General features: G+C 66.7%; 26 protein-coding genes. 8 read left to right on the top strand and 18 right to left on the bottom strand.

Translation table 11 applies throughout. The features are described 5' to 3' along the window. Positions 1-76: 76 nt before the first annotated feature. Entirely contained in the window at positions 77-658 is a 582-nt protein-coding gene (locus tag G6N58_RS12665) for a carboxymuconolactone decarboxylase family protein (protein ID WP_115278464.1), read from the top strand. Here G6N58_RS12665 and G6N58_RS12660 read toward each other — a convergent pair. The 6 genes from G6N58_RS12660 to G6N58_RS12635 form a co-directional block, all read right to left on the bottom strand. Next, positions 648-1496 carry an oxidoreductase gene (locus G6N58_RS12660; RefSeq protein ID WP_115278465.1) on the bottom strand — a complete coding sequence of 283 codons (849 nt, stop codon included), beginning with the start codon at positions 1494-1496 and terminating at the stop codon, positions 648-650. The genes G6N58_RS12665 and G6N58_RS12660 overlap by 11 nt on opposite strands. Before the next feature lie 13 nt (positions 1497-1509). Then, positions 1510-2667: a thiolase family protein gene (locus tag G6N58_RS12655; RefSeq protein ID WP_163908138.1), complete on the bottom strand. Its 1158-nt coding sequence runs from the start codon at positions 2665-2667 to the stop codon at positions 1510-1512. Continuing rightward, on the bottom strand, positions 2664-3656 hold the full coding sequence (locus tag G6N58_RS12650) for an enoyl-CoA hydratase/isomerase family protein (protein WP_115278466.1): 993 nt from the start codon (positions 3654-3656) through the stop codon (positions 2664-2666). Before G6N58_RS12650 ends, G6N58_RS12655 begins: the two co-directional genes overlap by 4 nt. Positions 3657-3734: 78 nt before the next feature. Continuing rightward, positions 3735-5414: a class I adenylate-forming enzyme family protein gene (locus G6N58_RS12645; RefSeq protein WP_232067840.1), complete on the bottom strand. Its 1680-nt coding sequence runs from the start codon at positions 5412-5414 to the stop codon at positions 3735-3737. Between the two features lie 5 nt (positions 5415-5419). Continuing rightward, the gene (locus G6N58_RS12640) at positions 5420-6211 is read right to left on the bottom strand and encodes an enoyl-CoA hydratase/isomerase family protein (RefSeq protein WP_115278468.1); all 792 of its coding nucleotides are present in this window, start codon (positions 6209-6211) and stop codon (positions 5420-5422) included. Continuing rightward, a complete protein-coding gene (locus G6N58_RS12635; protein ID WP_163908136.1) occupies positions 6208-7503 on the bottom strand; it encodes an MFS transporter in 1296 nt (431 codons plus the stop codon). Before G6N58_RS12635 ends, G6N58_RS12640 begins: the two co-directional genes overlap by 4 nt. A 250-nt stretch (positions 7504-7753) precedes the next feature. Between G6N58_RS12635 and G6N58_RS12630 the strand changes: the two genes are divergently transcribed. Beyond that, positions 7754-8449 (top strand): GntR family transcriptional regulator, encoded by a 696-nt coding sequence (locus tag G6N58_RS12630; RefSeq protein ID WP_115278470.1) that lies wholly within the window; start codon positions 7754-7756, stop codon positions 8447-8449. A gap of 12 nt (positions 8450-8461) precedes the next feature. On the opposite strand, the gene G6N58_RS12625 is transcribed toward G6N58_RS12630, so the two are convergent. From G6N58_RS12625 to G6N58_RS12605, 5 genes are read right to left on the bottom strand one after another with little or no spacing between them, the layout of a single operon-like run. After that, positions 8462-9691, bottom strand: coding sequence for a bifunctional 3,4-dihydroxy-2-butanone-4-phosphate synthase/GTP cyclohydrolase II (locus G6N58_RS12625; RefSeq protein WP_115278471.1), 1230 nt, complete (start codon positions 9689-9691; stop codon positions 8462-8464). A gap of 22 nt (positions 9692-9713) precedes the next feature. Further along, on the bottom strand, positions 9714-10508 hold the full coding sequence (locus G6N58_RS12620) for an SDR family NAD(P)-dependent oxidoreductase (protein ID WP_163908133.1): 795 nt from the start codon (positions 10506-10508) through the stop codon (positions 9714-9716). Positions 10509-10510: 2 nt separating this feature from the next. Beyond that, positions 10511-11644, bottom strand: a complete 1134-nt coding sequence (locus tag G6N58_RS12615) for an LLM class flavin-dependent oxidoreductase (RefSeq protein WP_115278473.1) — start codon at positions 11642-11644, stop codon at positions 10511-10513. A gap of 34 nt (positions 11645-11678) precedes the next feature. Next, positions 11679-12122, bottom strand: coding sequence for a GlcG/HbpS family heme-binding protein (locus G6N58_RS12610; protein ID WP_083230520.1), 444 nt, complete (start codon positions 12120-12122; stop codon positions 11679-11681). 4 nt (positions 12123-12126) lie between these two features. Then, positions 12127-12921, bottom strand: a complete 795-nt coding sequence (locus G6N58_RS12605; protein WP_068915004.1) for an IclR family transcriptional regulator — start codon at positions 12919-12921, stop codon at positions 12127-12129. A 224-nt stretch (positions 12922-13145) separates the two neighbouring features. Here G6N58_RS12605 and G6N58_RS12600 point away from each other — a divergent pair, with 224 nt between their 5' ends. Genes G6N58_RS12600 through G6N58_RS12580 form a run of 5 tightly spaced genes read left to right on the top strand, consistent with a single transcriptional unit; the run spans position 13146 to position 17237 of the window. Next, positions 13146-14006: an isocitrate lyase/PEP mutase family protein gene (locus G6N58_RS12600; RefSeq protein WP_232067839.1), complete on the top strand. Its 861-nt coding sequence runs from the start codon at positions 13146-13148 to the stop codon at positions 14004-14006. Continuing rightward, positions 13999-15261, top strand: coding sequence for a 3-isopropylmalate dehydratase large subunit (locus G6N58_RS12595; protein ID WP_115281551.1), 1263 nt, complete (start codon positions 13999-14001; stop codon positions 15259-15261). Before G6N58_RS12600 ends, G6N58_RS12595 begins: the two co-directional genes overlap by 8 nt. Next, the gene (locus G6N58_RS12590; protein ID WP_115278475.1) at positions 15258-15791 is read left to right on the top strand and encodes a LeuD/DmdB family oxidoreductase small subunit; all 534 of its coding nucleotides are present in this window, start codon (positions 15258-15260) and stop codon (positions 15789-15791) included. Before G6N58_RS12595 ends, G6N58_RS12590 begins: the two co-directional genes overlap by 4 nt. Beyond that, on the top strand, positions 15784-16311 hold the full coding sequence (locus G6N58_RS12585) for a flavin reductase family protein (protein ID WP_068915001.1): 528 nt from the start codon (positions 15784-15786) through the stop codon (positions 16309-16311). The genes G6N58_RS12590 and G6N58_RS12585 overlap by 8 nt, the downstream gene beginning before the upstream one ends. Beyond that, positions 16308-17237 carry an NAD-dependent epimerase/dehydratase family protein gene (locus G6N58_RS12580; protein ID WP_115278476.1) on the top strand — a complete coding sequence of 310 codons (930 nt, stop codon included), beginning with the start codon at positions 16308-16310 and terminating at the stop codon, positions 17235-17237. The genes G6N58_RS12585 and G6N58_RS12580 overlap by 4 nt, the downstream gene beginning before the upstream one ends. Before the next feature lie 68 nt (positions 17238-17305). On the opposite strand, the gene G6N58_RS12575 is transcribed toward G6N58_RS12580, so the two are convergent. The 6 genes from G6N58_RS12575 to G6N58_RS12550 are packed head-to-tail and all read right to left on the bottom strand — an operon-like array spanning position 17306 to position 24247. Beyond that, positions 17306-18580, bottom strand: a complete 1275-nt coding sequence (locus G6N58_RS12575; RefSeq protein WP_068914999.1) for a M24 family metallopeptidase — start codon at positions 18578-18580, stop codon at positions 17306-17308. Further along, positions 18577-19524: an NAD(P)-dependent oxidoreductase gene (locus tag G6N58_RS12570; RefSeq protein ID WP_068914998.1), complete on the bottom strand. Its 948-nt coding sequence runs from the start codon at positions 19522-19524 to the stop codon at positions 18577-18579. The genes G6N58_RS12575 and G6N58_RS12570 overlap by 4 nt, the downstream gene beginning before the upstream one ends. A 17-nt stretch (positions 19525-19541) precedes the next feature. Then, complete coding sequence (locus G6N58_RS12565) at positions 19542-20291, bottom strand: ABC transporter ATP-binding protein (RefSeq protein WP_068914997.1); 750 nt, start codon at positions 20289-20291, stop codon at positions 19542-19544. Then, on the bottom strand, positions 20288-22153 hold the full coding sequence (locus tag G6N58_RS12560; RefSeq protein WP_068914996.1) for a branched-chain amino acid ABC transporter ATP-binding protein/permease: 1866 nt from the start codon (positions 22151-22153) through the stop codon (positions 20288-20290). Before G6N58_RS12560 ends, G6N58_RS12565 begins: the two co-directional genes overlap by 4 nt. Beyond that, positions 22150-23031, bottom strand: a complete 882-nt coding sequence (locus tag G6N58_RS12555) for a branched-chain amino acid ABC transporter permease (protein WP_115278477.1) — start codon at positions 23029-23031, stop codon at positions 22150-22152. Before G6N58_RS12555 ends, G6N58_RS12560 begins: the two co-directional genes overlap by 4 nt. Positions 23032-23035: 4 nt before the next feature. Beyond that, complete coding sequence (locus tag G6N58_RS12550; RefSeq protein ID WP_115278478.1) at positions 23036-24247, bottom strand: amino acid ABC transporter substrate-binding protein; 1212 nt, start codon at positions 24245-24247, stop codon at positions 23036-23038. Positions 24248-24467: 220 nt separating this feature from the next. On the opposite strand from G6N58_RS12550, the gene G6N58_RS12545 reads away from it, so the two are divergent. Then, positions 24468-25595, top strand: a complete 1128-nt coding sequence (locus tag G6N58_RS12545) for an MFS transporter (RefSeq protein WP_147289325.1) — start codon at positions 24468-24470, stop codon at positions 25593-25595. Here the strand turns inward: G6N58_RS12545 and G6N58_RS12540 are convergent. Beyond that, positions 25577-26473 (bottom strand): ABC transporter substrate-binding protein, encoded by an 897-nt coding sequence (locus G6N58_RS12540; RefSeq protein WP_068914992.1) that lies wholly within the window; start codon positions 26471-26473, stop codon positions 25577-25579. The genes G6N58_RS12545 and G6N58_RS12540 overlap by 19 nt on opposite strands. Positions 26474-26505 lie beyond the last annotated feature (32 nt).

Genomic DNA, 26505 nt, shown 5'->3' with positions numbered 1-26505 from the left:
GCCTAGACACCTTGTGCTGCGTCCCCAGCTGAGTACAGTGTTTGGCAATCGATTGCCAAACATTGGAGGACCCGCCATGCCGCGCATCAGTTACGTGGATCCGGACTCGATCACCGACCCCGAGCTCGCCGGCTACATCGCCGATTCCCGCCGCTTCGGCACGCCCCGGGTGGAGAGCCAGGCCATCCGCGCCCACGTGCCCGCCGTGCTGCGGTCGTTCAATCAGTCCTGGCAGACGGTGTTCCGGGAAGGTGTCCTGGACCATTCGATCAAGGAGCTCGCGCGGGTGTTCGTGGCCAAGTCACTGGACTGCGGCTACTGCGCCGGCCAACGGTCACACCTGGCCGCCGGGCTGACCGAACGCGAATTCGACGACGTGATCGAGTTCCGCGACTCCGAGAAGTTCTCACCCCGCGAGAAGGCCGCCCTGCTGCTGGCCGAAGCCATCGCCTGGGATCCGGGGATGGCCGATGACACGGTCTGGGAGGCGCTGCATGCCAATTTCACCGAGCCCGAGATCGTCGAGTTGGGTTACTTCATCGGCCTGACCATGGGCCAGCAGAAGTTCCTCAAGACGCTGGGTATCAAGCACGGGGATCTCGACAGCAGCGGCGTGGCCGGGCTCGCGCCGGAAGTGGCCGCGACGTTCACGAGCTGAGCTGCGCGCCGTCGGCGAAATCGGTGCTGCGGGAGAGATTTTCCCACTGGTCGATGTCGCGGTCGACGGCCGCCCGGGCGGTGCGCACCAGCCGCAGCGCATCGGAGCCCAACACCAGATGCCGCGGCGGCGCTGCCTCGTCGAGAATCGCCAGTACGGCCTGGCCGGCCTTGCGGGGGTTACCCAGCTGGTTTCCGCTGGCGGTGATGCGGGCCTGTCGGATCGGGTCGAAGAGGGCGTCGTAGTCCGTGATGGACCGCTGCGCGCGCGTCATCGAACGGCCCGCCCAGTCAGTACGGAACGACCCGGGTTCGATGGCGGTGACGTGGATTCCCAGCCCCGCAACCTCCTGGGCGATGCTCTCCAGCAGTCCCTCGACGGCGAACTTGCTGGCACAGTAGGCCGACATGCCGGGCACCGCCATCAGCCCACCCATCGACGTCACGGCCATCAGATGGCCGCGGCGCCGCGACCGCAGGTAGGGCAGCACGGCCTGCAGCGTCGCGGCAACTCCGAAGACGTTGGTGGCGAACTGCGCCCGCAACTCCGAGAGCGGAGTCTCCTCGAAGATGCCCTCCACGCCGTAGCCGGCATTGGCGATCACGACGTCGATCGGCCCTACGGTGCGCTCGATGTCGGCAACCGTCTCGACCACGGCGGCGTCGTCGGTGACATCGAGCAGGCGCGCGTGGGCTCGGCCCGCCTGAAGGGCCTCGAAGGCGTCGGCGTCAGCGCGGCTGCGGACGGTCCCGACGACGGTGTGTCCGGCAGCGAGGGCTTCGGTGGCGAAGGCGCGGCCCAGGCCGCTGCTGACGCCCGTGACGAACAGAGTGGTCATGGTGTTCTCCTTGTCAGATTCGCTGCAGCAGCGTTCCGGTGGCCAGTCCGCCGGCGCAGCACATGGTGACAAACCCGAGCTCGGCGTCGAGGTCTTCGAGTTCATGGATCAGGGTGGTGATCAATCGGGCACCGGAAGCCCCCAGTGGGTGACCGAGCGCAATGGCGCCGCCGCGCGGGTTGACGGTGGCTTGGTCGGCTCCGATGTCGGCCAGCCAGGCCAGCACCACCGACGCAAAGGCTTCGTTGATCTCGGTGACGTCGATGTCTGCGATGCTGAGCGTGTTGCGTTGTAACAGCCTGTGGGTCAGCGGGATCGGAGCGGTCAACATCATCCGGGGATCCGCACCGAGCACCAGATGGTCGATGACCCTGGCGCGCGGCGTGATGCCGAGCTTCGCCGCCCTGGCGCGCGACATCAGCAGGACCGCCGCGGCGCCGTCGGAGACCTGTGACGACGTGCCCGCCGTCAGCCGACCGTTCTCCACGAAGGGTGGTTCCAGCGCCGCCAGGGTGTCCAGCGTGGTACCCGGGCGGATACCCTGATCGGTTCGCTCGCTTCCCACGATCTCTCGTTCGAAATCGCCTCTGCTGGTGGCCGCGTCGGCGAGCTGGTGTGAACGCAGCGCCCAGGCGTCCAGCTCGGCCCGGGAGATCCCCCACTGCGTCGCGATGCGTTCGGCGGCGGGGCCCTGCCCGATCAGATTCTGGGAGGGAACCAGGCCGTGCTGGTTCGTCATCGCCGGGGTCACGGCGTCGCCGTACTCCTGCTGGATCCGGACACCGGAGGCGAAGGGCACCAGCCCCATGTGCTCGACGCCGGCGGCGAGAACCACGTCCCGGGCGCCGGATCCGATCAGCGCCGCGGCCAGATTGACCGCCTGCTGCGAAGCGCCGCACTGGGTGTCGACGGTGCTGGCCGGTACCGAAACGTCCAGTCCCGCATGTAACCACGCGTTACGGGCGATGTTCGTGCCTTGTGGCCCGATCTGCTGGACACACCCGGCGAGGACCTCGTCGACGTCTGAGCCGGTGATCCCACACTGGTCCAGCACACCGTGATACGCAGTGGCCAGCAGCTCGTGGGGGGACGCGTCCCGGAACATTCCCTTGACCGGGTGCCCGCGCCCGATCGCCGTGCGGGCAGCCGCCACGATCACGACTTCGTTCACAACAGCACCTCAGCCATCGCAGGGTCAACGCTGTCATGGCGCGATGTCCACACCGGGGCGCGGTTGCGGTCCACCAGCTTTGCCCCCACGCCTTCGATGAAGTCGTCGGTGTGGACCATGGCCAGCGCGACGGCAAGATCACGATCCAGGCAGTCGGCCAGCGTGCTGGTGCGCGCCCGGCGCACCAGGGCGAACGCGGTGGCCAAACTCTGCGGTGATGCCGCACGTAAGAGGGCTGACGTCGTTACACCCCAGTCGTTGTCGGTGGCCGCGACCCGCTCGAGGACTGCGGGCACGGACTCCGCCGAGAAACACCGGTCTATGTCGTCCCGGTGGGCGAGCAACGCACAGTCCGCGACATCGACCGGCAGCGCCGCACTTTCCAGCGCCGCGGTGACGCCTTCCGTCCGCAGCCGCGCACCGAACTCCGCCACGTCGGCGGAGGCGATCAGGTGAGTGGCCAGACCGGCGTAGATGGCGTCTGCCGGCCCGATCCGTGCGCCGGTCATCGCGAGATAGAGGCCCACCTGACCCGGCGCGGCGGCCAGGAGATAGCTGGCGCCGACATCGTGAAAGAAGCCGATGGCACTTTCTGGCATCGCCAGCGATGCCCGCTCCGTGACGACGTGTACCCGGCTGTGGGCAGCGATACCGAGGCCGCCGCCCAAGCAGATGCCGTCGACCACCGAGCCCACCTGCGGAGCCTGTGCAACAACATGATTCATCGCATACTCGGTGGCGAAGAATTCCCGGATGGCTTCCCGGTCACCTCTCATGGCGTACTCACGGATAGCCCGGATGTCTCCGCCGGCGCAGAACGCGACGGGATGTGCGCTGCGGATGAGCACCGGTGCACTCGACGCATCGACCACAGCCCTGATGCCGGCAACCATGTCTATGGTGAGCGCGTTGAGCGCCCGGGGCCGATCGAGTGTCACGGTGGTCAGTCCCTGGGCATGCCCGACCATGAGGTTCTGTCCCCCGCTCACGCGAGCACCTCGGTGACGGGGCGGGACAGGGTGAGACAACTGGTCATGAAACGGGTCCTTTGCAGTGCAGAGGTGTGATCAAGGAGCGACGCGGGCTGCGCGGCTGCTGCGCAGTCGGGGCGCCTCGGTGATGTTGTGAGCCGCCAGTTCTTCGGCGATGCGTTGCCGCAGTTCGACTTTGCGAATCTTGGTGCCCGACATCGGCCACTGCGTGACAAACCTGACGTAGCGCGGCACCTTGTAGGTCGCGATGCGGTCGAGGCAGAAGTCGATGACATCCGCTTCGTCGAGTCGCCGGCCGTCGGCGAGTTGCACGAAGGCGGCTGGGACTTCTCCGTAGTAGGCGTCGGGTGCGGCCACCACCGCGGCCACCGCGATGTCGGGGTGCCGCAACAAGTAGGACTCGATCTCCAGCGACGCAACGTTTTCGCCGCCGACCTTGAGCATGTCCTTCACGCGCCCCTTGTAGGTGAGGCGGCCGTCCTCGTCGAGCACGCCCAGGTCGCCGGAGGCGAACCAGCCGTCGGCGTCGATGTACGTCGCGTTCGCTTCCGGGTCGCGGTAGTACCCCAGGAACCGGGATTCACCGCGGAAGTGGATCTCGCCCTCGACGTTCGGCGCCACCGAGTGCCCGGTTTCCAGATCCACGATGCGGGCCTGCATACCGGGCAGCAGAAACCCTCCCGTGCGCACCCGGACATCCAGCGAATCGGCGATCTCCGTCATGGCGACGTGCCCACTGCCTTCGGTGATGCCGTAGTTCGCCAACTGCACGGCGTGCGGCACCCGCGCCTGCAGCTTGCGCAGCAAGTCCTCGCCGCCGGTGTTCATCAGGACCCGCAGCGAGGACAGATCGGTGATGGCGAAGTCCGGATGGTCCAGTACCCGCATCCAGATGGTTTCGAAGCACGGGATCGCGTGGGTGACGCGCTCACGCTCCATCGCCCGCAGCGATTGGGCGGGATCGAAGACCCCGGCGTGCACGAAGCTGGCCCCGGCGGTGATGCAGGCCGCCAGCGTCGCCAGACCCGCGGTGTGGAACAGCGGAAGCGGGCACCAGAAAACGCTGGTGCTGTCGAGGAGGTAACGCTGGTGGGCCAGTGCGCCGCCCTGAGCCACCACCGCGGCGGCGGAGATGATGCAGGCCTTCGGCGACGCCGACGTCCCGGAGGTGTACATCAGGTAGGCGATGTCGCCGTGCGATTCGTCGACAGGCACACTGGGTTGGCCCATCCGCTCAGCGGGATGTGTTGCAGGCAACCCGAGTTCGTGCTGACTGGTGATACCCGGGCAGGGTGGTATGTGGTCGGTCCCGACGACGATGACACGGCGCAACCGGGGAGTCGCGTCGAGGTCGAGGGTCGGCCCCGGTGCGGACGCCAGGCCCGGTAGTGCGCGCATCAGCTCGGCAGGACGGTCGGTGTGCCCGTCGGGGGCGCTGGTCACCAGGGCCGAGAGATCCCCGTGGGCGACGACGTACTGCAGCTCGTCGGTGCGGAACCGGTCGTTGACCGGAACCGCGACGGCGCCGATCCGCGCGCAGGCCACGATCGCGGCGATCATGTCCAGCGATGCCGGCATCCAGAGACCGACGTGGTCAGCCGCGCCCAGGCCGGCGCTGCGGTACATGGCGGCGAATTCGTCACAACGCCGGTCCATTTCGGGGAACGTATAGCGGTTATCGGGAAAGACGAAGGCCGACCCGGGGGCGCTTGCGGCGCTGCGGCGCAGCAGCTCGCTGAGATCACGTGCTGTCATCGTCATCACCTCCCGTGGAACTCGGGGATTCGCCGTTGGCTGAAGGCAGCCATTCCTTCGGCGAAGTCCTTCGAACCTACATAATCGGCGAAGGCCGCGAGTTCGAGTTTGAGCCCGACCGAGACAGGTTGGTGCCGGGCTTCGCGTGCCACGGCCTTGATGTGGCCCAACGCCAGCGGACTGAGCCGTGCCATCTGGACGGCCAGTTGGTGCGCGCGATCCCGCAGACAGTCATCGGGCACCACCTCGTCGACCAGGCCGGTGAACACCCGATGCCCGGCGGGGAACAGCTCACCGGTGAGCAGCAGACGGGCGGCAGAATTGGACGAGACCTTGTGGACCAGCCGCGCGGCCCCGCCGGCCCCGGGGATCACCCCGTACTTGGCATGGCCATCCCCCATCAGGGCCGATTCCGCGGCCACCACGATGTCACAGCAGAGCAGCATCTCCATGCCGCCGGCCACCGCAATGCCGTTGACCGCCGCGATCACCGGCCGGGAGGTGTCCTCGAAGCGGCTCAATGTTGTTGCGGTGTCGTCGATCAGGCGTAACAGCCCGTCGTGGTCGCCCGCGTCGAGGTGGCGTTTGAACTCGGTGAGATCTCCCCCGGCGCTGAAGGCCCGGCCGACGCCGGTCACCACGATGACTCGGCAGCGTGGATTGGCTTCGATACGGTCCAGGACGGTGTTGAGCTCCCGGGTGAGGTCCCGCGACAGGGCGTTCAGCTGCCGGGGTCGGTTCAGGTGCAGCCAGGCCACCCCGTCCCGTACGTCGAGCAGCACGGTGGGCTCGGTCATGCCGTGGCCTCCTCGCGGGCCGCCGGGGCCGCTGTGTGGTCGCGGGACGGTGTGAGGCGCAGCAGCAGCGTCGCCGCGGTGAGGCTGATCAGACCCGTGAGCACGATGTAGAGCGAGATCGTCCAGGAGCTGTGGAAGCGGTCGAGCAGCTCGACGTAGATCATCGGGACGAACGCCGAGCCCACCAGGGTGCCCACTCCCAGGCTCAGCGACATTCCGGTGTACCGCACCGACACGTCGAAGGCCTCGGCATACAGTGCTCCCAGGGTTCCGTAGGAGCCGCAGAAGCTCACGGTGGCAAGCACATAACCCCGGGTCGCGATCCACAAGCTGCCGGTGTCGATGAGCCAGTACATGGGGACGGCGAACACGGTGGTGCCCAGCACCCCGAGGGTGAACACCCGTCCGGTGCCGTAGCGATCGGCCAGCCGTCCGGCGGCGGGAAAGCCGATGATCGCGATGACCGCGCACAGTGTGCCCATCCAGAGTGTCGCCGTCTGCGAGAAGCCCAGCCGCGTGGTCCCGTAGGTGACGCTGAAGGTGAACAGGGCGTAGAAGATCGCGCCGATGTTGGCGAAACACAGTGCAGCGAGAATCACCTGACGCCACTGGTGCCGGAAGGTGTCCACGATGGGCATCCGGACCTGGCCGCCGGCCTCACGCAGGGCCTCGAACTCCGGAGTTTCGGTGATCTTGAGGCGAATCATCAAGCCCACCAACACCAGAACTGCGCTCAGCAGGAACGGCACCCGCCACCCCCACGACTGGAACGCCGCCTCCGGCATCTGTTTGAGGGCGACGAAGCACAGGGTGGACAGCGTGAGCCCGAGGGCCAGCCCGGCCTGCGGGAAGCTGGCCCAGAACCGCTTGGACCGCGGCTCGGCATGTTCGATCACCATGAGCACCGCGCCACCCCATTCACCGCCGAGCGCGAAGCCCTGCAGGAACCGCAGCGACATCAACAGGATCGGTGCCGCGATCCCCCACGATGCATAGGTGGGCAACAGGCCGATGGCGAAGGTGGCCGCACCCATGATCAGCAGGGAGATGACCAGCATGGTCTTGCGTCCGATGCGGTCGCCGAAGTGGCCGAACACCACCGAGCCCAGCGGGCGCCCGAAGTAGCCCACGGCGATGCCGCCGAACGCGAGGATGGTGCCGACCAGCGGATCCGCGGTGGGGAAGAACAGGACGTTCAGCACGAGCGCGGCGGCAGTGGCGTAAGCGAAGAAGTCGAACCACTCGATGGTGGTACCGATCATGCTCGATGCCGCAACCGTCCTGATGCTCATGGGGGGTGCGGGTTCTGCACCGGTTGGCTGTCGGTTCACGACGCTCCTCGGATGAGAGTGACAGGGGTTGCGCACTCGCCGGCCGGCGCCGGGGCCGCGAACACACGCCGGACTACCCGGCTTTCTCATCATGGGCGCTCCGCTCCGAGATGTCCAGGTTTTTGACCTAAAATATTTTACAAAGAACGCGCTCACGCTCCGGCGCGGGTTTTGGACCCAATACACTTGACCCGACGAAAGGACGCCGGACGTGTTGGTACGCCCTGAGCTCGACGCCCTGCCCGAGGCCCCGTCGATGGGCGGCGCCAAGGTGAGCACCGAGGTGCGCGACTACATCCAGCACCTGATCATGACCGGCCGGCTCAGCGCCGGTGACCGGCTCCGTGTCGAGCACCTGGCCGACCACCTGGACCTGAGCGTGACACCGGTGCGCGAAGCACTCGTCGAATTGTTCGCCGACGGTTTTGTCCAGCGCCGCCCGCGGCGCGGCTATGAGGTCGCGAGGCTCACCCGCTCGGGTTTCGAGGACCGCATCCTGGTGCTCGCCATGGTCACCGGCGAGCTGGCCGCCCGCGCCGCCGGCCGGATCACCGCTGATGAGACAGCGCGGCTGCGCGAACTGCAGCAGGAGCTCACCGCGCACGAGGACGACAACGACCGCGTGGGCGCCGAACGCAGCGCCCACCACCTGCACCGCACCGTCAACCTGGCGGCCGATTCACCCGAGTTGGCCTGGACCGCAGCACGTTTCGCACGGTATGTACCGCGCTACATCGGGCTGGAGTGGACGGATCGTCCCAAGACCTGCACCTATGAGCACGGGAGCATCATCGCGGCCCTCGAGAGCGGCGACGCCGAGGGCGCGCGAGCGGCGATGTTCGAGCACCTGACCCAGAGCAGGGACATGCTCAGCGAGGATCTGGCCCGGTCCGGGCTCTGGGATTGAGGCGGTACGAGTTCAGCGCGCCAGCGTGATGTCGTGCTGCATACGTTCGCGTTTGGTGCGTAGATACCGGACGTTGTGCGGTGTCGTGACGGTGGGGAGTGCCACGCGCCCGGTGATCTCGAGACCGTAGCCATCGATGCCCCGGTACTTGGCCGGGTTGTTGGTGATCAGCCGCAGACGCTGGACACCCAGATCGGTCAGGATCTGCGCGCCGATGCCGTAACTGCGCGCGTCCACCGGCAACCCTTGGACGGTGTTCGCATCAACGGTATCCATGCCTTGTTCCTGCAGGGCATACGCCCTGATCTTGTGTCCCAGACCGATTCCCCGGCCTTCGTGCCCGCGTAGGTAGATCAGCGCGCCGACGCCTTCGCGGGCAATCGCGTGCAGCGCCTGTTCCAATTGTGTGCCGCAGTCGCACCGCAGAGATCCGATCATGTCGCCGGTCAGACATTCGGAGTGCACGCGAACCAGGGCGCCCTCGGTGGTGCGCCCCGCGGCCGCCACATCGCCCATCACCAGGGCGAGGTGCTCGGTACCGTTGAGCGCGTTGCGGTAAGCCAGTGCGCGGAACTCGCCGAACTCGGTGGGCATCTGGGCAGCGCCGATGAGCTCGACCAGCCGCTCCGTTGCGCGGCGGTGACGCACCAGATCGGCGATGGCGAGCATCGGGATCCCGTGAGTCGAGGCGAACTCCTGCAGTGAGGCGCCGCGCCGCATGGAACCGTCGTCGTCCACGATCTCGCCGATCACCCCGACGCCCGACATCCCCGCCATGGTGGTCAGGTCCACCGCGGCTTCGGTGTGTCCGGCGCGCTCCAAGACACCACCGGCACGCGCCCGCAACGGAAAGATGTGGCCGGGCCGCCTCAGATCGCCAGGTGCAGTGTCAATTTCCGCAAGCGCGCGGACTGTCGCCGCGCGGTCCGTCGCCGAGACCCCGGTTCCGGTCGACATGTGGTCGACGGTGACGGTGAAGGCAGTGCCCAGTGAGTCGTTGTTCTGGACGACCATCGGCGGCAGCTGCAAGGCGTCGGCTCGTGCCGCCGGCATCGGGGTGCAGATGATGCCGGTGGTGTGGCGGACCAGAAACGCCATCTGGTCGGTCCGGATCGTCTCCGCCGCGCAGATGAGGTCCCCTTCGTTCTCCCGGTCGGCGTCGTCGACAACCACCACGAAGCCGCCCGCGGCCAGCGCCGCAACCGCACGGTGCACTGACCTGGACGCCGTTGTTCCTGTCATGTCTGTCCTTCTTCGCGGGCGGTCACATTGCGGTGGCGCCACCGTCGACATACATCGCGCTGCCCGTGATGAACGACGCTTCGTCGCTGGCGAGAAAAAGTGCGGCGGCAGCCACCTCCTCGGGACGGCCTATCCGGCCCGTCAGATGTTGCGCCCGAAATCCATCGAGGACGGCGGCCTGCTGGGCTTCGGGCAGACCTGCCACGAAATTGTGTGGCATCGGGGTGTCGACGACGCCGGGTAGGAGTGCGTTGACCCGGATGCCAGGGGCCAGGTCGACGGCCGCGACCTTCGAGAGCATGATGACTCCGGCTTTGGCCGCCCCGTAGATGGCCATGTTGGGTAGCGCCACCGCACCGCCTGCTGACGAGGTGTTCACAATGGCACCACCGGGATTGGTCATCCGGGGCGCGAAGGCCCGGATCATCAGGAACACGGATTTGGAGTTGGCGTTGTGGATGCGGTCCCAGTCCTCGACCGTGGACTCCACGATGGGCTTACCCAGGATGATGCCCGCGTTGTTGTAGACGATGTCGATCGTCCGGCCTTGCCCGACATCCGCGGCGAGTTCAGCCACCTCGTGTTCGGAGGCAACGTCCACCGTGCGGAACTCGAAGGCGAATCCCTCGGCGGTCAACTTCGATTGCAGTGCTGCCCCCGCGTCATCGTCGATGTCGACGCCGATCACCGATGCGCCTTCGCGGCAGAACATGTGGCATGCGGCGCGTCCCACCCCGCCCGTCGCACCGGTGATCACCGCCAGTTTGTTGTCGAGCCGTCCCACTGTGTCGCCCTTCGTCGAGTAGGTGTCGTTCACGCTCAGGCGCGCAGGCCGGCTTCGCGGAGCAGTGGCAGCACGGTCTCGCCGAAGTACTCGAGTTCCGCTGCGTAATCGAGGAAGCCCATGGTGATCCCAGAGATCCCCGCCTTCTCCAACCCGATGAACTGATCGGCGATCTGCTCGGGTGTGCCGACGAAAGCCGGTGCGCCCCAACCGGTGATGAAACGGTCCTCCATGCCTTTCTTCATCAGGTGGTCGAAGGAGCCGCTCTGCACGCCGAGCACCTCCATCAGGTTGCGCGCGGCCTGCCGGTCACCGTGATCGAGAACCGACTGCACCGCGTCGCGGGCTTCCTTTTCGGTGTCACGACAGACGACGTACGCACCCGAGAACACCTGCGGGTCGCGCCCGTAGTTGTCGCGGGCGTTGGCCTTGAGCTTCTGGACCAGTGCCGCGGCCACCTCCGCGTCGTCGACCGTGACGAAGTTGATGTCGGCGTTGCGCGCAGCAAAGTCGCTTCCCGCGGGCGAGGATCCAGCGTTCATGATCACCGGGTGGGGACGCTGGATCGGTTTGGGCCAGGACTCGGCCCCGTTGATCGTGTAGAAGCGGCCGTCGAAGGACACCGGCTCCTCGTCGGTCCACAGCTGCTTGACGATGCGCACCCACTCGTCTCCGACGCCGTACCTCTCGTCGTGCTCACGCAGTGCCGAGCCGAACATCTCCATCTCCGGTTTGAACCAGCCCATGACGAGGTTGAGGCCGAACCGCCCGTTGGAGATGTGGTCGATGGTGACGGCCTGCTTGGCGGCCACGATCGGATGGATGGTGGGAACGTGGGATGTCGCGAACACCATCACCCGCTCGGTGGCCTGGGCGATTCCCGCCGCCCAGGTGTAGGTCTCGAAGCTCTCGCCGTTGAAGTTCGTCGCGCCGCCGAAGCCTCGCCACCGGCCGATGGGGACCACCATGTCGAGGCCCAACCGCTCGGCCTGTTGTGCGAGACCCACCGTGTGCTGCCAGCTCACGTGATATGACGTGGGTGCCTCGCTGATGCTCGAGCCGTAGCTCGCGTTGGTGGCGAAGGTTCCCAGCTTGAGTCTGTTCGTGTTGTCGTACAGCGAAAGATGCTCTCGCGCTTCGGCAGTGACGTCAGCATGGTCTTCGGGCATGACACAACCTCGTTTCGGTGGTGAAGGATTGATTTCAGCCCGCGTAACCGCAGGATTGAAGTGCACTCTGCGCAATCTGCATGTCCTGGCTGTAATGGCCCCCGCTGATGCCGATGGCGCCGACCACCTGTCCCGCGGACACCAGCGGGAATCCACCGCCGTAGGTGACCAGCCGCGGAGTGTGGACCATTCCGAGCCTCAACGGCTCGTCGTTCTTGATGACGTCGTGCCATTGATGGGTGGGCAACCCGAAGGCCACGGCGGTGTACGACTTGTTCTGCGCGATCTCGATGGTGAGCTCCGGGACGCCGTCCATGCGCGCGAAGCTGAGCAGGTTGCCACCGGCGTCATGGACAGCCACTGCGATCGCCATCGCCTGGTCGGAGGCGGCGGTTATCGCCGCCTCGGTCAGCGCGGAGGCTCCCGCGAGGGTCAGGGTCTGCAGCGATCGGGTGGCGGGCGCGGTCGTGGTCGACATGATGTCAGTGTCCGTTCGTCGTAGGAGCGGGATGGTCGGCCAGATGGCCGACGTAGCCCAGCCTTTGGGATATCGAGATACCGGCGGCGGCAATCAGCGGGCCGAATTCGGCTGCCGCCGCGGGAGACAGCCGGAACGTGGGGCCGCCGACGGTGATGGTGGCGGTGATCTCACCTGCCGAGTCGAGGATCGGGGCGGCGATCGAGCTGAGCCCCGGCTCACGCTCCTCGGAGGCGTAGGCCCACCCCTGCGCACGGACGGTCTCGAGTTCCCGTCGCAGGGCGGCAGCGTCGGTGATGGTGGCATCGGTGAACCGGGTCAGGCCGGCGTCGAGCGCCGAGGACAGCGCCTGCTCGCTGAAGGCCATCAGTGTTTTACCCGCGGCGCCGGCGTGCATGGGCATCACCTGTCCGACATAGCCGTTGTAGATGATGGATCGCTCGGACAGAGTGGCGGCGACCCCGACACGAACGGCCCCCTGCCGTACATACACACCGGTGGTCTCCCCGGTCAGGTCCCGCACATGATCGATCACCGGACCGGCGGCCATGATCAGATCGGATGCCGCCTTGGCCGGCGCCGACCAGACCAGCACCCGCAGACCCAACCGGTAGTCGTTTCCTTCTCGCTCCAGAAGACGTTGCGCTACCAGGTTTTTGAGGATTCTCGCCACGGTGGTGGCGGGGAGACCGGTGCGGTCCCGGATGTCGCCGACCTGCAGGCGCGGCTGCTGTTTGGTGAAGCAGTCCAAGACCAGACAGACGCGCTCGATGACGCGCACCGATCCATCCTCGACCATTGTTCCTCCCGCGACCGTCTGGTGGTTCATATAACCATCTAGTGGCTGTGACCGTAGTCACGGCCAGCCACGTCTGTCAATACCGCGGCGCCTCGTGCATCAGGCCACAGCGCAGCATTGACACCGTCGTCATCGGAATTTACTGTCACCACTAGATGGTTTCTAAACCCATCTGGCGGGTTAGTCGTTCGCCCGCCCACTTCCCCATCGAAAGGGGTCACCCCGTGACGGGAACTGTCTTGCGTGACCTGATCAACGGACCCGACCTGGTGATCGCGCCAGGTGTGTACGACGGCGTCTCGGCCGCGCTGATCCAGAATTCGGCCTTCCCGGTGGCATACATGTCGGGGGCTGCCGTCTCGGCCTCCGCAGTGGGGCTCCCCGACATCGGACTGGCCACGATGACCGAACTGGTGGCGTCCGCCGCCGTGATTCGGCGCTGTTTGTCGAAACCGCTGATCGCCGATGCCGATACCGGTTTCGGCGACGTGACCAACGTCTTCCGCACAGTCCGGGAGTACCAACGGGTCGGGGTGTCCGCCGTCCAACTGGAGGACCAGGTGTTCCCCAAACGGTGTGGGCACCTCGAGGAGAAGTCCGTCGTCGACGTCGGCGAATTCACCGCCAAGATCGAGGCCGCCTGCGACGCCCGCACGGACGCGCTCATCATCGCGCGCACCGACGCGCGTGCCGTAAACGGAATGGACGACGCCCTGCGCCGTGCCGCGCGGTACGTCACCGCCGGCGCTGACGTCATCTTCGTCGAGGCTCCAGAGTCACTCGATGAGATCGCGCGCATTCCCGCGGAAGTGGATGCGCCGGTGTTGTTCAACCTGGTCCCGCACGGCAAGACACCCCCGGTCTCGCTCGAACAGCTGCGGGACTTCGGATACGCACTCGTGATCGCGCCCGGGGCCGGCGTCGGGGGCGCGGTCCGCGGAATCACCGACGCTCTCGCAGCCCTGGCCCGCCATGACACCCAGGGCGCGGGGCTACCGTCACCACGGCGCTTCTTCGACGCACTCGGTCTGCCGTTCTGGGAGCGCATCCGCGGCGCCTACGCCGGGAGTGCTGCCGATGCCTAACACCATCATCGAGAGCATCCTCGCCGCAGCCTCCGGCCATGACGAGGTGACACCAGGCCAGATCGTGACCTGCGACGTGGACATGACGGTGATCATCGACGTGCAGTTCGCCCAGCTCCGCCTGGCCGACGTGGTCGCGGTGCATGACCCGGACAAGATTGCGATCGTCATGGACCACGCTGTTCCCGCGCCGACCGTCCGCGACGCGGTTCACGGCACCAGGGCCCGTGCGTTCGCCCGCGAGCACCGCATCGGGCGCTTCTTCGACATCGGCAGGCACGGCATCGTGCACCAGGTCATCGACGAACAGGGGATGGCGCTCCCAGGGACAGTTCTGGCGTGTACCGACTCCCACACCTGCGCAGGGGGCGCCATGAACACCGCGGCGCGGGGCCTCGGTCCGGCCGAGATACTGCAGATGGTCTGCACCGGCAAAACCTGGTACCGGGTGCCCAGGACCATCCGTTATGAACTCGTGGGCTGCAAACCCCCACACGTCAACGGCAAGGACATCTTCCTGCACATCGCGAACCGCTACGGCGATGCCACCGATCACGCCGTCGAGTTCGGCGGCCCGGGTCTGGCCAGCGTTCCCATCGCGGATCGCCGCACGATTGCCACTCAGGGGGCGGAGATCGGCGCCGATTTCACGGTGTTTCCCGCCGATGACGTGTGCCTGGAACACCTGTCGCGCACCGCGCCCGATGCTGCCTTCACACCCCGCAACGGTGATCCCGGCGCCGAGTACGAAGAAATCCGGATGATCGATCTCCGCAGTGTCGAACCGATGGTCGCGCTCCCGGGCACCGTGATCAACAATGCCGTGCCGGTCGGCGAGCTCGCCGGCACCCGGGTCGACCAGGCCTTCATCGGCTCGTGCGCCAACGGCCAGCTCGCCGATCTGGAGGTTGCCGCGCGTGTGGTGGCCGGGCGCCGCGTTGCAGACGGTGTCCGGCTGATCGTCACCCCGGCATCACAGAAGGTGTACCTGGAGGCGGTCAGGCTGGGCTACGTTGCGACCCTGCTGGAGGCCGGCGCCGTCGTCACCAACTCGACGTGCGGCGCATGCTTCGGTTACCACATGGGTCTGCTCGCACCGTCGGAGGTGTGTATCACGGCCAGCACCAGGAACTTCCGCGGACGGATGGGTAGCACGGAGGCCTCCATCTACATGGCGTCGCCCGCCACCGTCGCCGCGTCGGCCATCGCCGGGCACATCACTGCGCCGGTTCGGTTGACGGAGGCACACCGATGACGCTGCCGCAGATCCGCGGTCGAGCCTGGGTATTCGGCGATGAGGTCAACACCGATGACATGTACCCCGGCTTCGCCATGAAACTCCCTCCCGCCGAAGCGGCGCAGCACATGTTCGACGCCACCCGCCCCGGCTGGCCCGCACTGGCCGCCCCTGGTGACATCGTGGTCGCCGGACGCAATTTCGGACTGGGATCCAGCCGGCCGGTCGCCGAGCTGTTCCTCGAGATCGGGATCACCTGTCTCATCGCCGAACAGTTCAACTCGCTGTTTCACCGCAACCTGCTCAACTACGGTCTGCCCGCCATCACCGTCCCCGCTGCGCGGACGGTGATCACCGAGGGTGACCTGCTTGACATCAACCTGAGTACAGCTCAGCTCGTCAATGAATCCCAGTGCACCACAACGGTATTCGATCCCTTCCCGCAGTTCATCGAGGACATGCTGGCTGCAGGGGGACTGATGAACCAGCTCGAAGCTGCCGGATACCTGCGTCCCACCCCGCCGAGCAGCGGCCGCGCCGATGGCTAGCAAGCCGTCCGCCTTCGCGGATGTACCGTCCGACCCGGCGCAATTGCGAGCGGCCTTCGCGAAAGTACCGCAGAGCGTTGTGGCGGTGTGCGGGCTCGACTCTGCCGGTGTCCCGCACGGGATGGCGGCCAGTTCGTTCACCCCCCTGTCGCTGGATCCTCCCCTGGTGTCGGTGGCGATGGCGCGTAGCTCCTCGACCTGGCCGGTGCTGCGTGGGTTCTCCCGGTTGGGGATCAGTCTGCTCAACGACACCCAGGGCCCGAGCTGCCGGCGGTTGGCCGCCAAGAACGGCGACCGGTTCAACGACGTCAGCTGGACGCCCCACCACAGCGGTGCGGTGTTCCTCGACCACGCCGCCGCTCACCTGGACTGCGAGTTGTTCGATGAGCTGCCCGGGGGCGACCACACGATCGCGCTGTTCCTGATCAGAACCATCCACGTGGACGCAGACCATGAACCGTTGGTGTTCCAGGGCAGTGACTTTCGACGGATGGCCGCCACCATACGAGGAGAGTTATGAGCGAGACGACAGTGGTATTGGGTGCCGGCAGCGGCCTCGGCGCAGAAATCGCCCGCCAGCTGTCGACTGATGGTCGACCGGTACGCGGCGTCACGCGAACCGGCAAGGGACTGCCACCAGGTGTCGAGAACCACCGCACCGACGTCATGGACAGGGAGGCGCTGATCGCCGCGTGCCATGATGCGGCAGTCATCCACATGGCAGCCAATGTGCCCTACCCCGAGTGGGTGGCCTCGTTCCCGGTCATGATCGACAACGTCATCGCCGCAGCAGAGGCCACGGGTGCAAAGGTGGTATTCGCCGACAATCTGTACGCCTACGGGCCGGTGACCGGACCGATCACCGAACAGACGCCGCAGCGACCGGTCGGCCCGAAGGAGAGAATGCGCGCCGACCTCGGGCACACGCTGCTGGCCGCGCACGAGCGCGGTCGGATGCGGGTGACGATCGGTCGCATCAGCGACTACTACGGCCCGGATGCGCGAATGTCGCTGCCCGGGGAACTGATTGTGGGGCCGTTGTCCCGCGGCCGGCGGCCGATGTGGTTCGCGCCGTTGGGCATTCCGCACACCTTCGGGTACTCCAGTGACACCGCGCGTGCGCTCATCATCCTGGGTGACGACGCGCGTGCCGACGGGCAGATCTGGCACACACCCGCCGCCGAGACGCTGACGATCGCCGAGTTCATCAGGTTGACCGGCCGCGTCGCGGGCCGTGAGCGTCATCCGTTACGGCTGCCTGCCGCCACCGTCCGGCTACTCGGCCTGTTAGATCCCAGACTCCGCGGCTACGACGAGATGGATCACCAACGCACCCACCCCTGGGTGGTGGACCATGCCAAGTTCGACGGCGTTTTCGGCCCGCTGCCCGTGACCGATCACGAGACCGCGCTTGCCGAGACGGTGCGGTGGTATCGAGCAACATGAGGTGACACAGAAAAGTGCGGCGCCCCCGTTCAGGGGCGCCGCACTTGTTCTGCGGGCGAGGGGTCCCGCTAGTACTCGTTGGCGACGAAGAGTTCCTGAGCCGGGAACTTCGTCAGGATCACCGGGCCGTCGTCGGTGACCACCACTTCCTCTTCGATGCGTGCGGCCGAGGTGCCGTCGGAGGCCGGGCAGTAGGTCTCCATCGCGAACACCATGCCCGCCTGGATCTCCAACGGGTTCTCCAGCGAGTTCAGCCGCGAGATGATGGGCCGCTCATGCAGCCCCAGTCCCAGACCGTGGGCGAACTGCAACCCGAAGGCCGCCATCTCGTTCTCGAACCCGAAGTCCTCGGCCTTGGGCAGCAACCGGGCGATCTGATCCGAACCCACACCCGGGCGGATCGCGTCGATGGACCGGTCCATCCACTCCCGGGCCTGCTTGTAGGCATCACGCTGACTCTGCGTGGCCGATCCCACCCCGAAGGTGCGGTAGTAGCAGGTCCGATACCCGTTGTAGGAGTGGATGATGTCGAAGAACGCCTGATCACCGGGACGGATGATCCGATCGGTGAAGTTGTGCGGGTGCGGATTACACCGTTCGCCGGAGATGGCGTTGACGGCCTCCACCTGATCGGACCCCAACTCGTAGAGCCGTTTGTTGGCCAGCGCCACGATCTCGTTCTCCCGCACGCCGGGCTTGAGCGCATCGACGATGTCCTGGTACACCCCGTCGACCATGGCTGCGGCCTGGTTGAGCAACATGATCTCGTCGCCCGACTTGATCACCCGGGCGTCGAGCATCGACTGCTGAGCATCGACCACCGACAGTCCCTGGCGCTGCATCTCGAACAGGAACGGCGGCTCCACGATGTCCATGCCCACCGGCTCGTCGGCCACGCCGGCCTCGACCAGCAGCGCCTTGATCTCGGTGACCGCATCGCGCATCAGCCCGGCCTCCGGGGCCACCGCCCCGCGGAAGCCCAGGAAGCCGGCTCGCCAGTTCTCCTGCGGCAGCCACGGGCTGTAGAGCTTGTGGTGCCGCACGGCCGAGCCGAAGTCCCACAGGATGGGCTCCCGGTCGCGGGTCAGCAGGCAGTAGCGAATCATCTTGTCGCCCAGTGCCCCACCGATCCACGTCTGCGTGGTGTACCGGATGTTGTAGAAGTCGAACAGCAGGAACGCGCCACACCCCGACGCCTCCAGCGCGGCCTTCGCCCGCCCGATGCGATAGTCCCGCAACCGGGCGAAGTCCACCCGCTCCTCGTAGTCGACACCCATGTGCCCCGGAGCGCCCAGCGGACGCAGTGTCACCGGAGGAGCCTTGGGCTCATGCAGAGCCGTCATGACTGGTGCACCGGCGGCGTCAGTCCGTCGTCGACCGTCACGTTCTCGGGTGAGAGTTCGATGCCCGCGCCGCGGGCCACCTCCAGCAGCAGTGTCGCGAAGTCCTCCTCGACACCCACTCCCGCGCCCGCCGCCTGCGCCACGATCTGGCGGGTGGCCGAGGCGATGGGCATGGGGGCCTTCAACTCGTTGGCCGCGGCCAGACCCAGGTCGAAGTCCTTCTGCAGCAGGCCCATCGTGAACGTCGGCGCGAAGTCGAGGTTGACGAACGCCGGCGACTTGTACTTGGTGAACGTCGAGCCCATCACCGAATCGTTGAGGAACTCCAGGAAGTCGGCGCGGCTGACACCGCCCTTCTCCACCAGCACCGTGATCTCGGCCAGACACTGGGTGACCACGCCGAGCATCAGGTTGTGGGCGATCTTCACCAACCGCGCCACCTCACCCTCGCCGACGTAGGTGACACTGCGACCGAACACTTCCAACACCGGGCGCACGGAGTCGAACACCTCACGCGGACCCGACACCGCCACCGTGAGCTTCCCTGCCGCAATCACTTTCGGGTTACCGCTGACGGGGGTGGCCAGGAAGTCACACCCACGCGAGTTGGCGGCCTCCCGGATCTTGACGCTGATCTCGGCCGAGACCGTCGACGAGTCGGCGATCACCCGCGGCGACACCTCGCCGGTGAGTAGGCCACCGTCACCGAGCATCACCTGCTCGAGGTCCTTCGACGACGACACCATGGCGAACACCAGATCGCGATCGGCCAGGTCCACCGGCCGGGTCACCACCTTGGCACCCTTCTCCGCCAGCGGCGCGGCTTTGGCCGCGGTGCGGTTGTACACCGTCACGTCGTATCCGGCGTCGAGCAACCGGGTCACCAGCTGGGCACCCATTCGGCCTGCGCCGATCCAGCCGATCTTGAGGTTTGAGGCAGACATGTGTGTTCCTTATCTTTCTAGGCGGTTGCGGGGGTGTCGGACGTGCTGGGTGCATGCACCGCACCACCGAAGTAGAGATCTGCGATCTCGGGGTTGGCCAGAACGGATTGGGCCGGGCCGGTCAGCAGGACCCGGCCGCTCTCCATGACGATGCCGCTGGACGCCATGCGCAGGCCGAATCGGACGTTCTGCTCGACCATCAGGATGGCCTTGCCGTTGGCCCGCATGATCGCCACGGCTTCGTCGATCACCGTGAGCGACTTGGGGTCCAGTCCCAGCGACGGTTCGTCCAGCAGCACCAGCTTGGGATCGAGCATCAGCGAACGGGCGAATTCCACCATGCGCCGCTGGCCGCCGGAGAGGTTGCCGCAGCGGATGCCGGTCTTGTCCTTCACCAACGGGAACATGTTGAGCACCTCGTCGTAGCGCTGCTTGACCAGCGCCCGCTGCCTGCGGATGACGTAAGCGCCCATCAGGATGTTCTCCTTGACGGTCAGCGTCGGGAACAACCCGTTGCTCTGCGGCACCTGGGTGACACCACATTCGAGCACCTGGTCCGGGGACAGGCCGGTGATGTTCTTGCCGTCCAGCGTGATCCGGCCCGCGCTGGGCTTGAGGATGCCGCTGACGGCCCGCAGCACCGTCGACTTGCCTGCACCGTTGGGCCCGACGATACAGCCGAGCTCACCCGGGCCGACCTCGAGATCGACACCTTGCAGGACGTTGCCGCCGCCGTAGCCGGCGATCACGCCTTCGAGTTTGATCATGCCGGATTCCCTTCCTTCACTGACACTGTGGAGCCTTTGGACGGCGCCTCGAGCAGGTAGTCGTCGCCCAGGTAGGCGTCGAGCACCAACGGGTCCTTCTGGATTTCTTCCGGACTGCCCTGAGAGATCACCGCACCACGCGCAAGCACCCGGATCGGGTCACACAGACCCACCACGAACGGCATGTTGTGTTCCACCAGCAGGAAGGTCTTGCCGTCGGCGTTGAGCTGGCGGATCAGGTCACCCATCCGCTCGATCAAGGTGGGGTTGATGCCGCCGGCGGGTTCGTCGAGCAGGATCAGCTTCGGATCGAGCATCAGCACCTGGGCCAGTTCGACCAGCTTCTGCTGCCCGTAGGACAGCGCCCCGGCGTGCGCGTCCCGGTAGGCCGTCATACCGACGAACTCCAGGAGTTCCTCGGCGCGTGCGGCTTCCGAGCCGCTGACGGCACCGAGGCCGAGCTGCGGCACCGAGAAGTTGCGCAGCGGCGCGACGACGTTCTCCAGCACGGTCATCTCCCGGAACAACCGGGTGATCTGGAATGTCCGGCCCAGCCCGTGGTGCGCACGCGACCACGGCGAGATGTTGTCGATGCGCTGCCCGTCCAGCAGGATCTCGCCCTGGTCGGGGGCCATGACACCGGAGATCAGGTTGAACACCGTGGTCTTGCCCGAGCCGTTGGGTCCGATGAGCGCGGTGATGGACCCTTCGGGAACGGTGAAGCTGCAGTCGTTGACGGCCTGGTTGCCACCGAAACTCTTGTGCAGGCCTTTGACTTCCAGCAGTGTCTTGCCGGTCGGCGCGGGCTTGCGGAGCTCGGTGCGCACCAGCGGCCGGTCCAGCGGATTGAGCCGCGCACCGGACAACCCCACGGTGCCCTTGGTCCTGGCCTTCTCGATCAGCGAGGCCAGGGTGGGCAGGATGCCCTTGGGCAGCAGGATCACCAGCAGCACCAGCAGCCCGCCGAACAGCACCAGGCGGGCGTTGCCGCCGCCGAAGGCCTGGTTGGCGTAGATGTTGACCGGCTGAATGATGAAGGCGCCCAACACCGGGCCCCACAGCGTGCCGCGGCCGCCGAGGATGACTGCCAGCACGATCAGGGCGCTGGTGATGATGGAGAACATGCCGATGGGGTCGACGAAGGACAGGTAGTAGCCGTACACCGACCCGGCCATGCCGACGAACAGTGCCGAGAGCCCGAAGGCCAGCAGCTTGTAGACGGGTGCGTTGACACCGATGGTGCCGGCCTTGCCCTCATCCTCGCGGATGGCGATCAGACCCATGCCGAACTTGGTGCGGCGGATCCACCACGTCATCAGCAGCGAGGCGGCCAGCAGTCCGACGAGGGCCAGGTGGAAGGGCCAGTTGCCCCACGCCTCCGGCCAATCCGGCAGCGGCAGGGTCAGGCCGGCGGTGCCGTTGGTGACCGACACCCATTCGATGGCGACGAACTGGATGAGGAACAGGAACGCCACGGTGATGATGACGAAGGCCGGACCGCGGGAGCGGTAGGTGACCAGGCCGAGCAGCATGGCGATCAGGGCCGCGACCACGCCGGCCAACGGAACCCAGACCAGCGGTTCGATGTCGGGGAACCGGTTGGCCATGATGGCCCCGACGTAGGCACCGATCCCGATGAACGCGCCCTGGCTCAGCGACAGGTAGCCGGTGAACCCGGTGATGACGTTCAGGCCGCTGGCGCCGATGGCCAACACCAGTGACAGGATGACGATGTTCTGCGCAGACATGCTGGGCGACAACGGGAACAGCACGATCACGGCCGCCGCGACGGCGATCAGGGCGCGGGATCCCCACTTGTGCAACGTGGGGTCCAGCAGGCGGGTCTTCACATCGGCACTCATGCCACCGCGTCCTCTCGGAGTCGGGTGCCCATCAGGCCCTGCGGGCGGGTGATCAGCACGACGATGATGACCAGGAACGGCACCGCGACGGGCCAGGCGGCGCCGACGTAGGCGGTGGCCGCCATCTCACCGATCCCGATCACCAGTGCGCCGAGGACGGCACCCGGCAGGCTGCCGAGACCGCCGAGCACGACGATCGCGAGCAACCGGGCGATCCACTGGTAGTGGGTGCCGGGCAGGAACGGGTAGATCGTGGAGAGCATCGCGCCGCCGGCACCCAGGGTGGCCACGCCGATGGCGAAGGTGAGCGCGGCGATGGTGGCCACGCTCACCCCCACCAGCAGCGCGCCGCTCTCGTTGGACGACGCCGCCCGGATGGCCCGGCCCGCCCAGGTGTGGTTGAGCAGCAGGTACAGCCCGCCCATCACCACCACCGCGATGACCGCAGCGATGAGCATGGCCTGCGGGATGTAGATGCTGCCCAGTGACAGCGAGGCGTCGGTGTAGGACACCACCACCGAGGTGGAGGTGTTGCCCCAGATGAAGCCCATGATTCCCTCGAGCATCAACGCGATCCCGAAGGTGGCCAGCACCGTCATGGTGACGTGCGCGCCGCGGACGTGGCGGATCACCAGAACGTAGACCAGCCAACCGAATCCGAACATCACGACCATGACGATCGGGATGGACAGCAGCGGATCGAGTCCGAGCTGGCGCCACAGGGTGTAGGTGAGGAACGCCGCCAGTACGGCGAACGCACCGTGGGCGAGGTTGATCACCCGCATGACCCCGAAGATCAGGGTCAGGCCAGAGGCCATCAGCGCGTACAGCGCGCCGACGAGCAGCCCCAGGATGAGCGTCTGGACGAGGGAGGTCATGAGATCAGATGTCCCCGCCGCGCCAGCGCATGATCTTGTCCGAGGTTGCGACGTCGGTGGGCAGCACCACCTGCGAGACGCCGGCCTGCCACTGTCCCACCAGGAAGTCACCCTTGGGGCTGCCGTCCTCATTCCAGCTCAGCGTGCCCAGCAGTGTGTCGACGCTATTGGCGTGCAACCAGTCTGCGAGAGCGGTCTGGTCGTCGATGGAGCCGACTGCCTCGACGGCGGCCTGCAGCACCTGGCCGGCGGCGAAGCCGTCAGCGGCGTCCTCGGGCGGGCTCTGGCCGAACTTCTCCTCGTACCGCTTCACGAAGTCCGCATTCTGCGTGGTGTCCGACAGCGGGCTGTAGCTGGACGAGAAGAACACGCCCTCGGCGTTGTCGGGTCCCACGGCGTCGAGGTACTGCTGGCCGTAGGTGGGCGAGCTGCTCTGGTACAGGATGCCCGGCTGGTAATTGGCCCGGTTCATCGAACGGATCATGTTGACCCCGTCCTCGAATTGTGCGCCCTGCACCACGATCTCGGCGCCGGCGTCACGCATGGCGTTGACCACCGAGTCGAAGTTCTTGGTGGTGGCCGGGTACTGGTCCTTGTAGACGGTGCGGATGCCCGCGGCCGAGAGGATCTTCTCGGCGCCTTCCACGACGGGCCCGGCGAACGGGTCGTCCAGCGCGGGATAGGCGGCGGTTTTCGGCCGCTGCTCCGGCGGCAGGGCGGCGATCCAGTTGGCGAACACCTTGGCCTGGTCGGTGGCGATGGCCTGCTGGGAGAAGAAGATGTACTTGAACCCGCGGTTGAACATGTCCGGTGAGCCGCAGGACGGGCACACGAACAGCATCTTGTTCTTCTCGGCGATGGCCGAGGCGGGGATGTTGAGCAGGGAGGACTGGCTGCCGAGCAGCAGATTCACCTTGTCCTGCGAGATCAGGTTGTTGTAGTTGGAGACCGCGGTCTCTTGCTGGGTGGCGTCGTCCTTGACGACGATCTCCACCTGCTTGCCGAGCAGACCGCCGGCCTCGTTGGTCATCTCGACCCAGGTCTCGTACCCGCGCTGGGTGTCGAGCCCGCCCTGGCTGAATTCGCCGGTCAGCGGTAGTGAGGCACCGATCTTGATGGTGTCACTGTCGCCGGCGTCGTCCGCCGAGCAGCCGGTGGCTGCCAATGCGATCGCGGCAGCCGCCGCGATCGCTCGAAATGCGGTGGTTATGCGCATGCCCAACCTCTCTGTCAGACCGATTGCCTCCGACGAGCTCTGATGTTGTGTAGCTCACTTGCAATCGATTGCAGTGAATCGTCACACAGGAGCGGGACGAGTGTCAACACCCTCCCATGCCGGGGATCACACCGCCTCTGGTTGACCGAATCGACGCAGCTATAGTCAACCGCAAACGTTTGCACCAACCAGGGCACCATCCCACACCGGAGTGGCACACATGATCTTGATCCTGGCCGCGTTCGTGTCGATGATCGACCGGTCGGTGATGCCTCCTCTGGTTCCCGTGATCGCCGGTGATCTGAACACGAGCCTGGACGCGATCGGCCATTCGCTGACGGTCTACGCCGTGTCCTATGCCGCGTTCCAGTTGTTCTGGAGCACCCTGGCGGCGCGCTTCGGCCGGGTGCGCATCCTGGTGGTGTCAACGGCACTGGGCGGCGTGGCCAATCTGGCCACCGCATTCACCCAGGACGCACTCACCTACAGCATCACCCGCGGTGTCGCGGGCGCCATGTTCGCCGCCACCATCACCACCGTCCTGATCTACTACGGCGACACGCTGGCGATCACCAAGCGAGCCGTGGCCAATGCCAACCTGGCCGCCGCCATCTCGGTGGGGCTGGCCAGCGGGACACTGGGTGCCGGCGTCATCGCCCAATGGTTCGGCTGGCGTTGGGTTTACGTGGTGATCGCCGTGTTCGCGTTCGCACTGACCGCGCTGCTGCCCCGGCTCTCGGACACCGCCGGCGACACCCGGGAACGCCTACTGCCCTCGCTGCGCACGCTGGCCGCCAACCGCTGGGCGGTTGCCATCTTGGCCTTCACCATCGTCGAGGGAGCCCTGCTGGTCGGGGTGTTCAACTACCTGGCGGTGGCGCTGCAGGCCACCGGCGCCTCCGTCCTGGTGGCCGGGGCCGCCACTTCGGCGTTCGGAGCCGCAGTGGTGATCACCACCCAGCTGATGCGACTGGTGCTCGGCCGCTGGGCGACCTGGGTGCTGATGCTGGTGGCAGGTATCGCGATCGTGGGCGCCTACGTTGCGGTGTCCGTGGACATTTCGCTGATCACCGTGCTGACGGCCGCCATTGCGCTGGGCCTGGCGTGGGCCACCGGTCACACCACCATGCAGACCTGGATGAGTGACGCCGCCGCCGACAGCCGCGCCATCGGCATGTCATCCTTCTCCGTCGCACTGTTCGTCGGCGCATCGGCGGGCGCGGCCGCGGGCAACGTCGCCGCGGGCGCACACCGCTTCGAGGTGCTGTTCATCGTCGCGACGGTGGTGTCGATCGGCTATGCGGCGGTGACCACCGCCGCCCGCGCCCGCTACGTCGTCCGCGAATAGACCAGCTCACCGAACCGGTCTTCGAGGCCCTCGAGTTCAGGCGCCGGCAGAAAGCGTCGACGCAACCCCACCAGCGTGCCGAGCGCCGCGAGGTCCACGCTGCCGTCGCCGATCAGCCCGCGCGCCGGGTCCCGCAGCACCGCCAGGTGCCGGGCGGCGCCGTCGGCGTCCAGGGCGAGCAACCGCGCCGCGGATTCGGTTGCCGCGCTGTCCAGTTCGCCGGCACTGATGCTGCGTGCGGTGTCCACCAGCGCCGCCACCATCCGGTCGACGGCCGCCGCTGCGGGGGCGTCCCGCAGCCGGGCGACCACGGTGCCCAGGTACGGACCCAACCGGGTGACGTCGGCCAGCAGCGCACAGCCGGCCGCCTGGGCGGCCAACTCATTGCCCGCGTTGAGAACCGTGGCATCGCAGCCGCCGGTCTGCAACACGCTGGCGCGCTTGGGTGTTGATCCCAATGTGATGATCTCCACGTCGGCGCGCGCCACGCCCAGTTCCTCCAGCAGCGCGTAGCCGACGAACGCAAAACCGGACGTGGGCACGTCGACACCGAAACGCCCACCCGCGAGTTTGCTCACGTCGACCAGCCCGGGCCGCACCGCCAGGCACAGCCCGAGTCCCCGGTCCAGCCCGGCCAGGATCTCCACGTCGAGCAGCTCGCCCAGCGGGTTGGCCGGCAGGAACCGGTAGGCCAGCACGTTGTCGGGGCTGGTGAACACCGCGTCGTACTCGCCGTCTCGCAGTGAAGTGAACTGCGCCGGTGAGGACGCCACGGGGGTGTCGTGAACCTCCACGCCAGCCTCGGTCAGCCGGCCGCTGGACCGGGCGACGTCGAGGACCACCGACGGGCTGAAGACTCCGAGCTTGATCTGATCCACCAGAGACCTGCAATCGTTTGTAGGGATGCTGC

Source organism: Mycolicibacterium tokaiense (assembly GCF_010725885.1).
Taxonomy (GTDB): Bacteria; Actinomycetota; Actinomycetes; order Mycobacteriales; family Mycobacteriaceae; genus Mycobacterium; species Mycobacterium tokaiense.
This window is presented reverse-complemented; position numbering and strand designations above follow the sequence as displayed.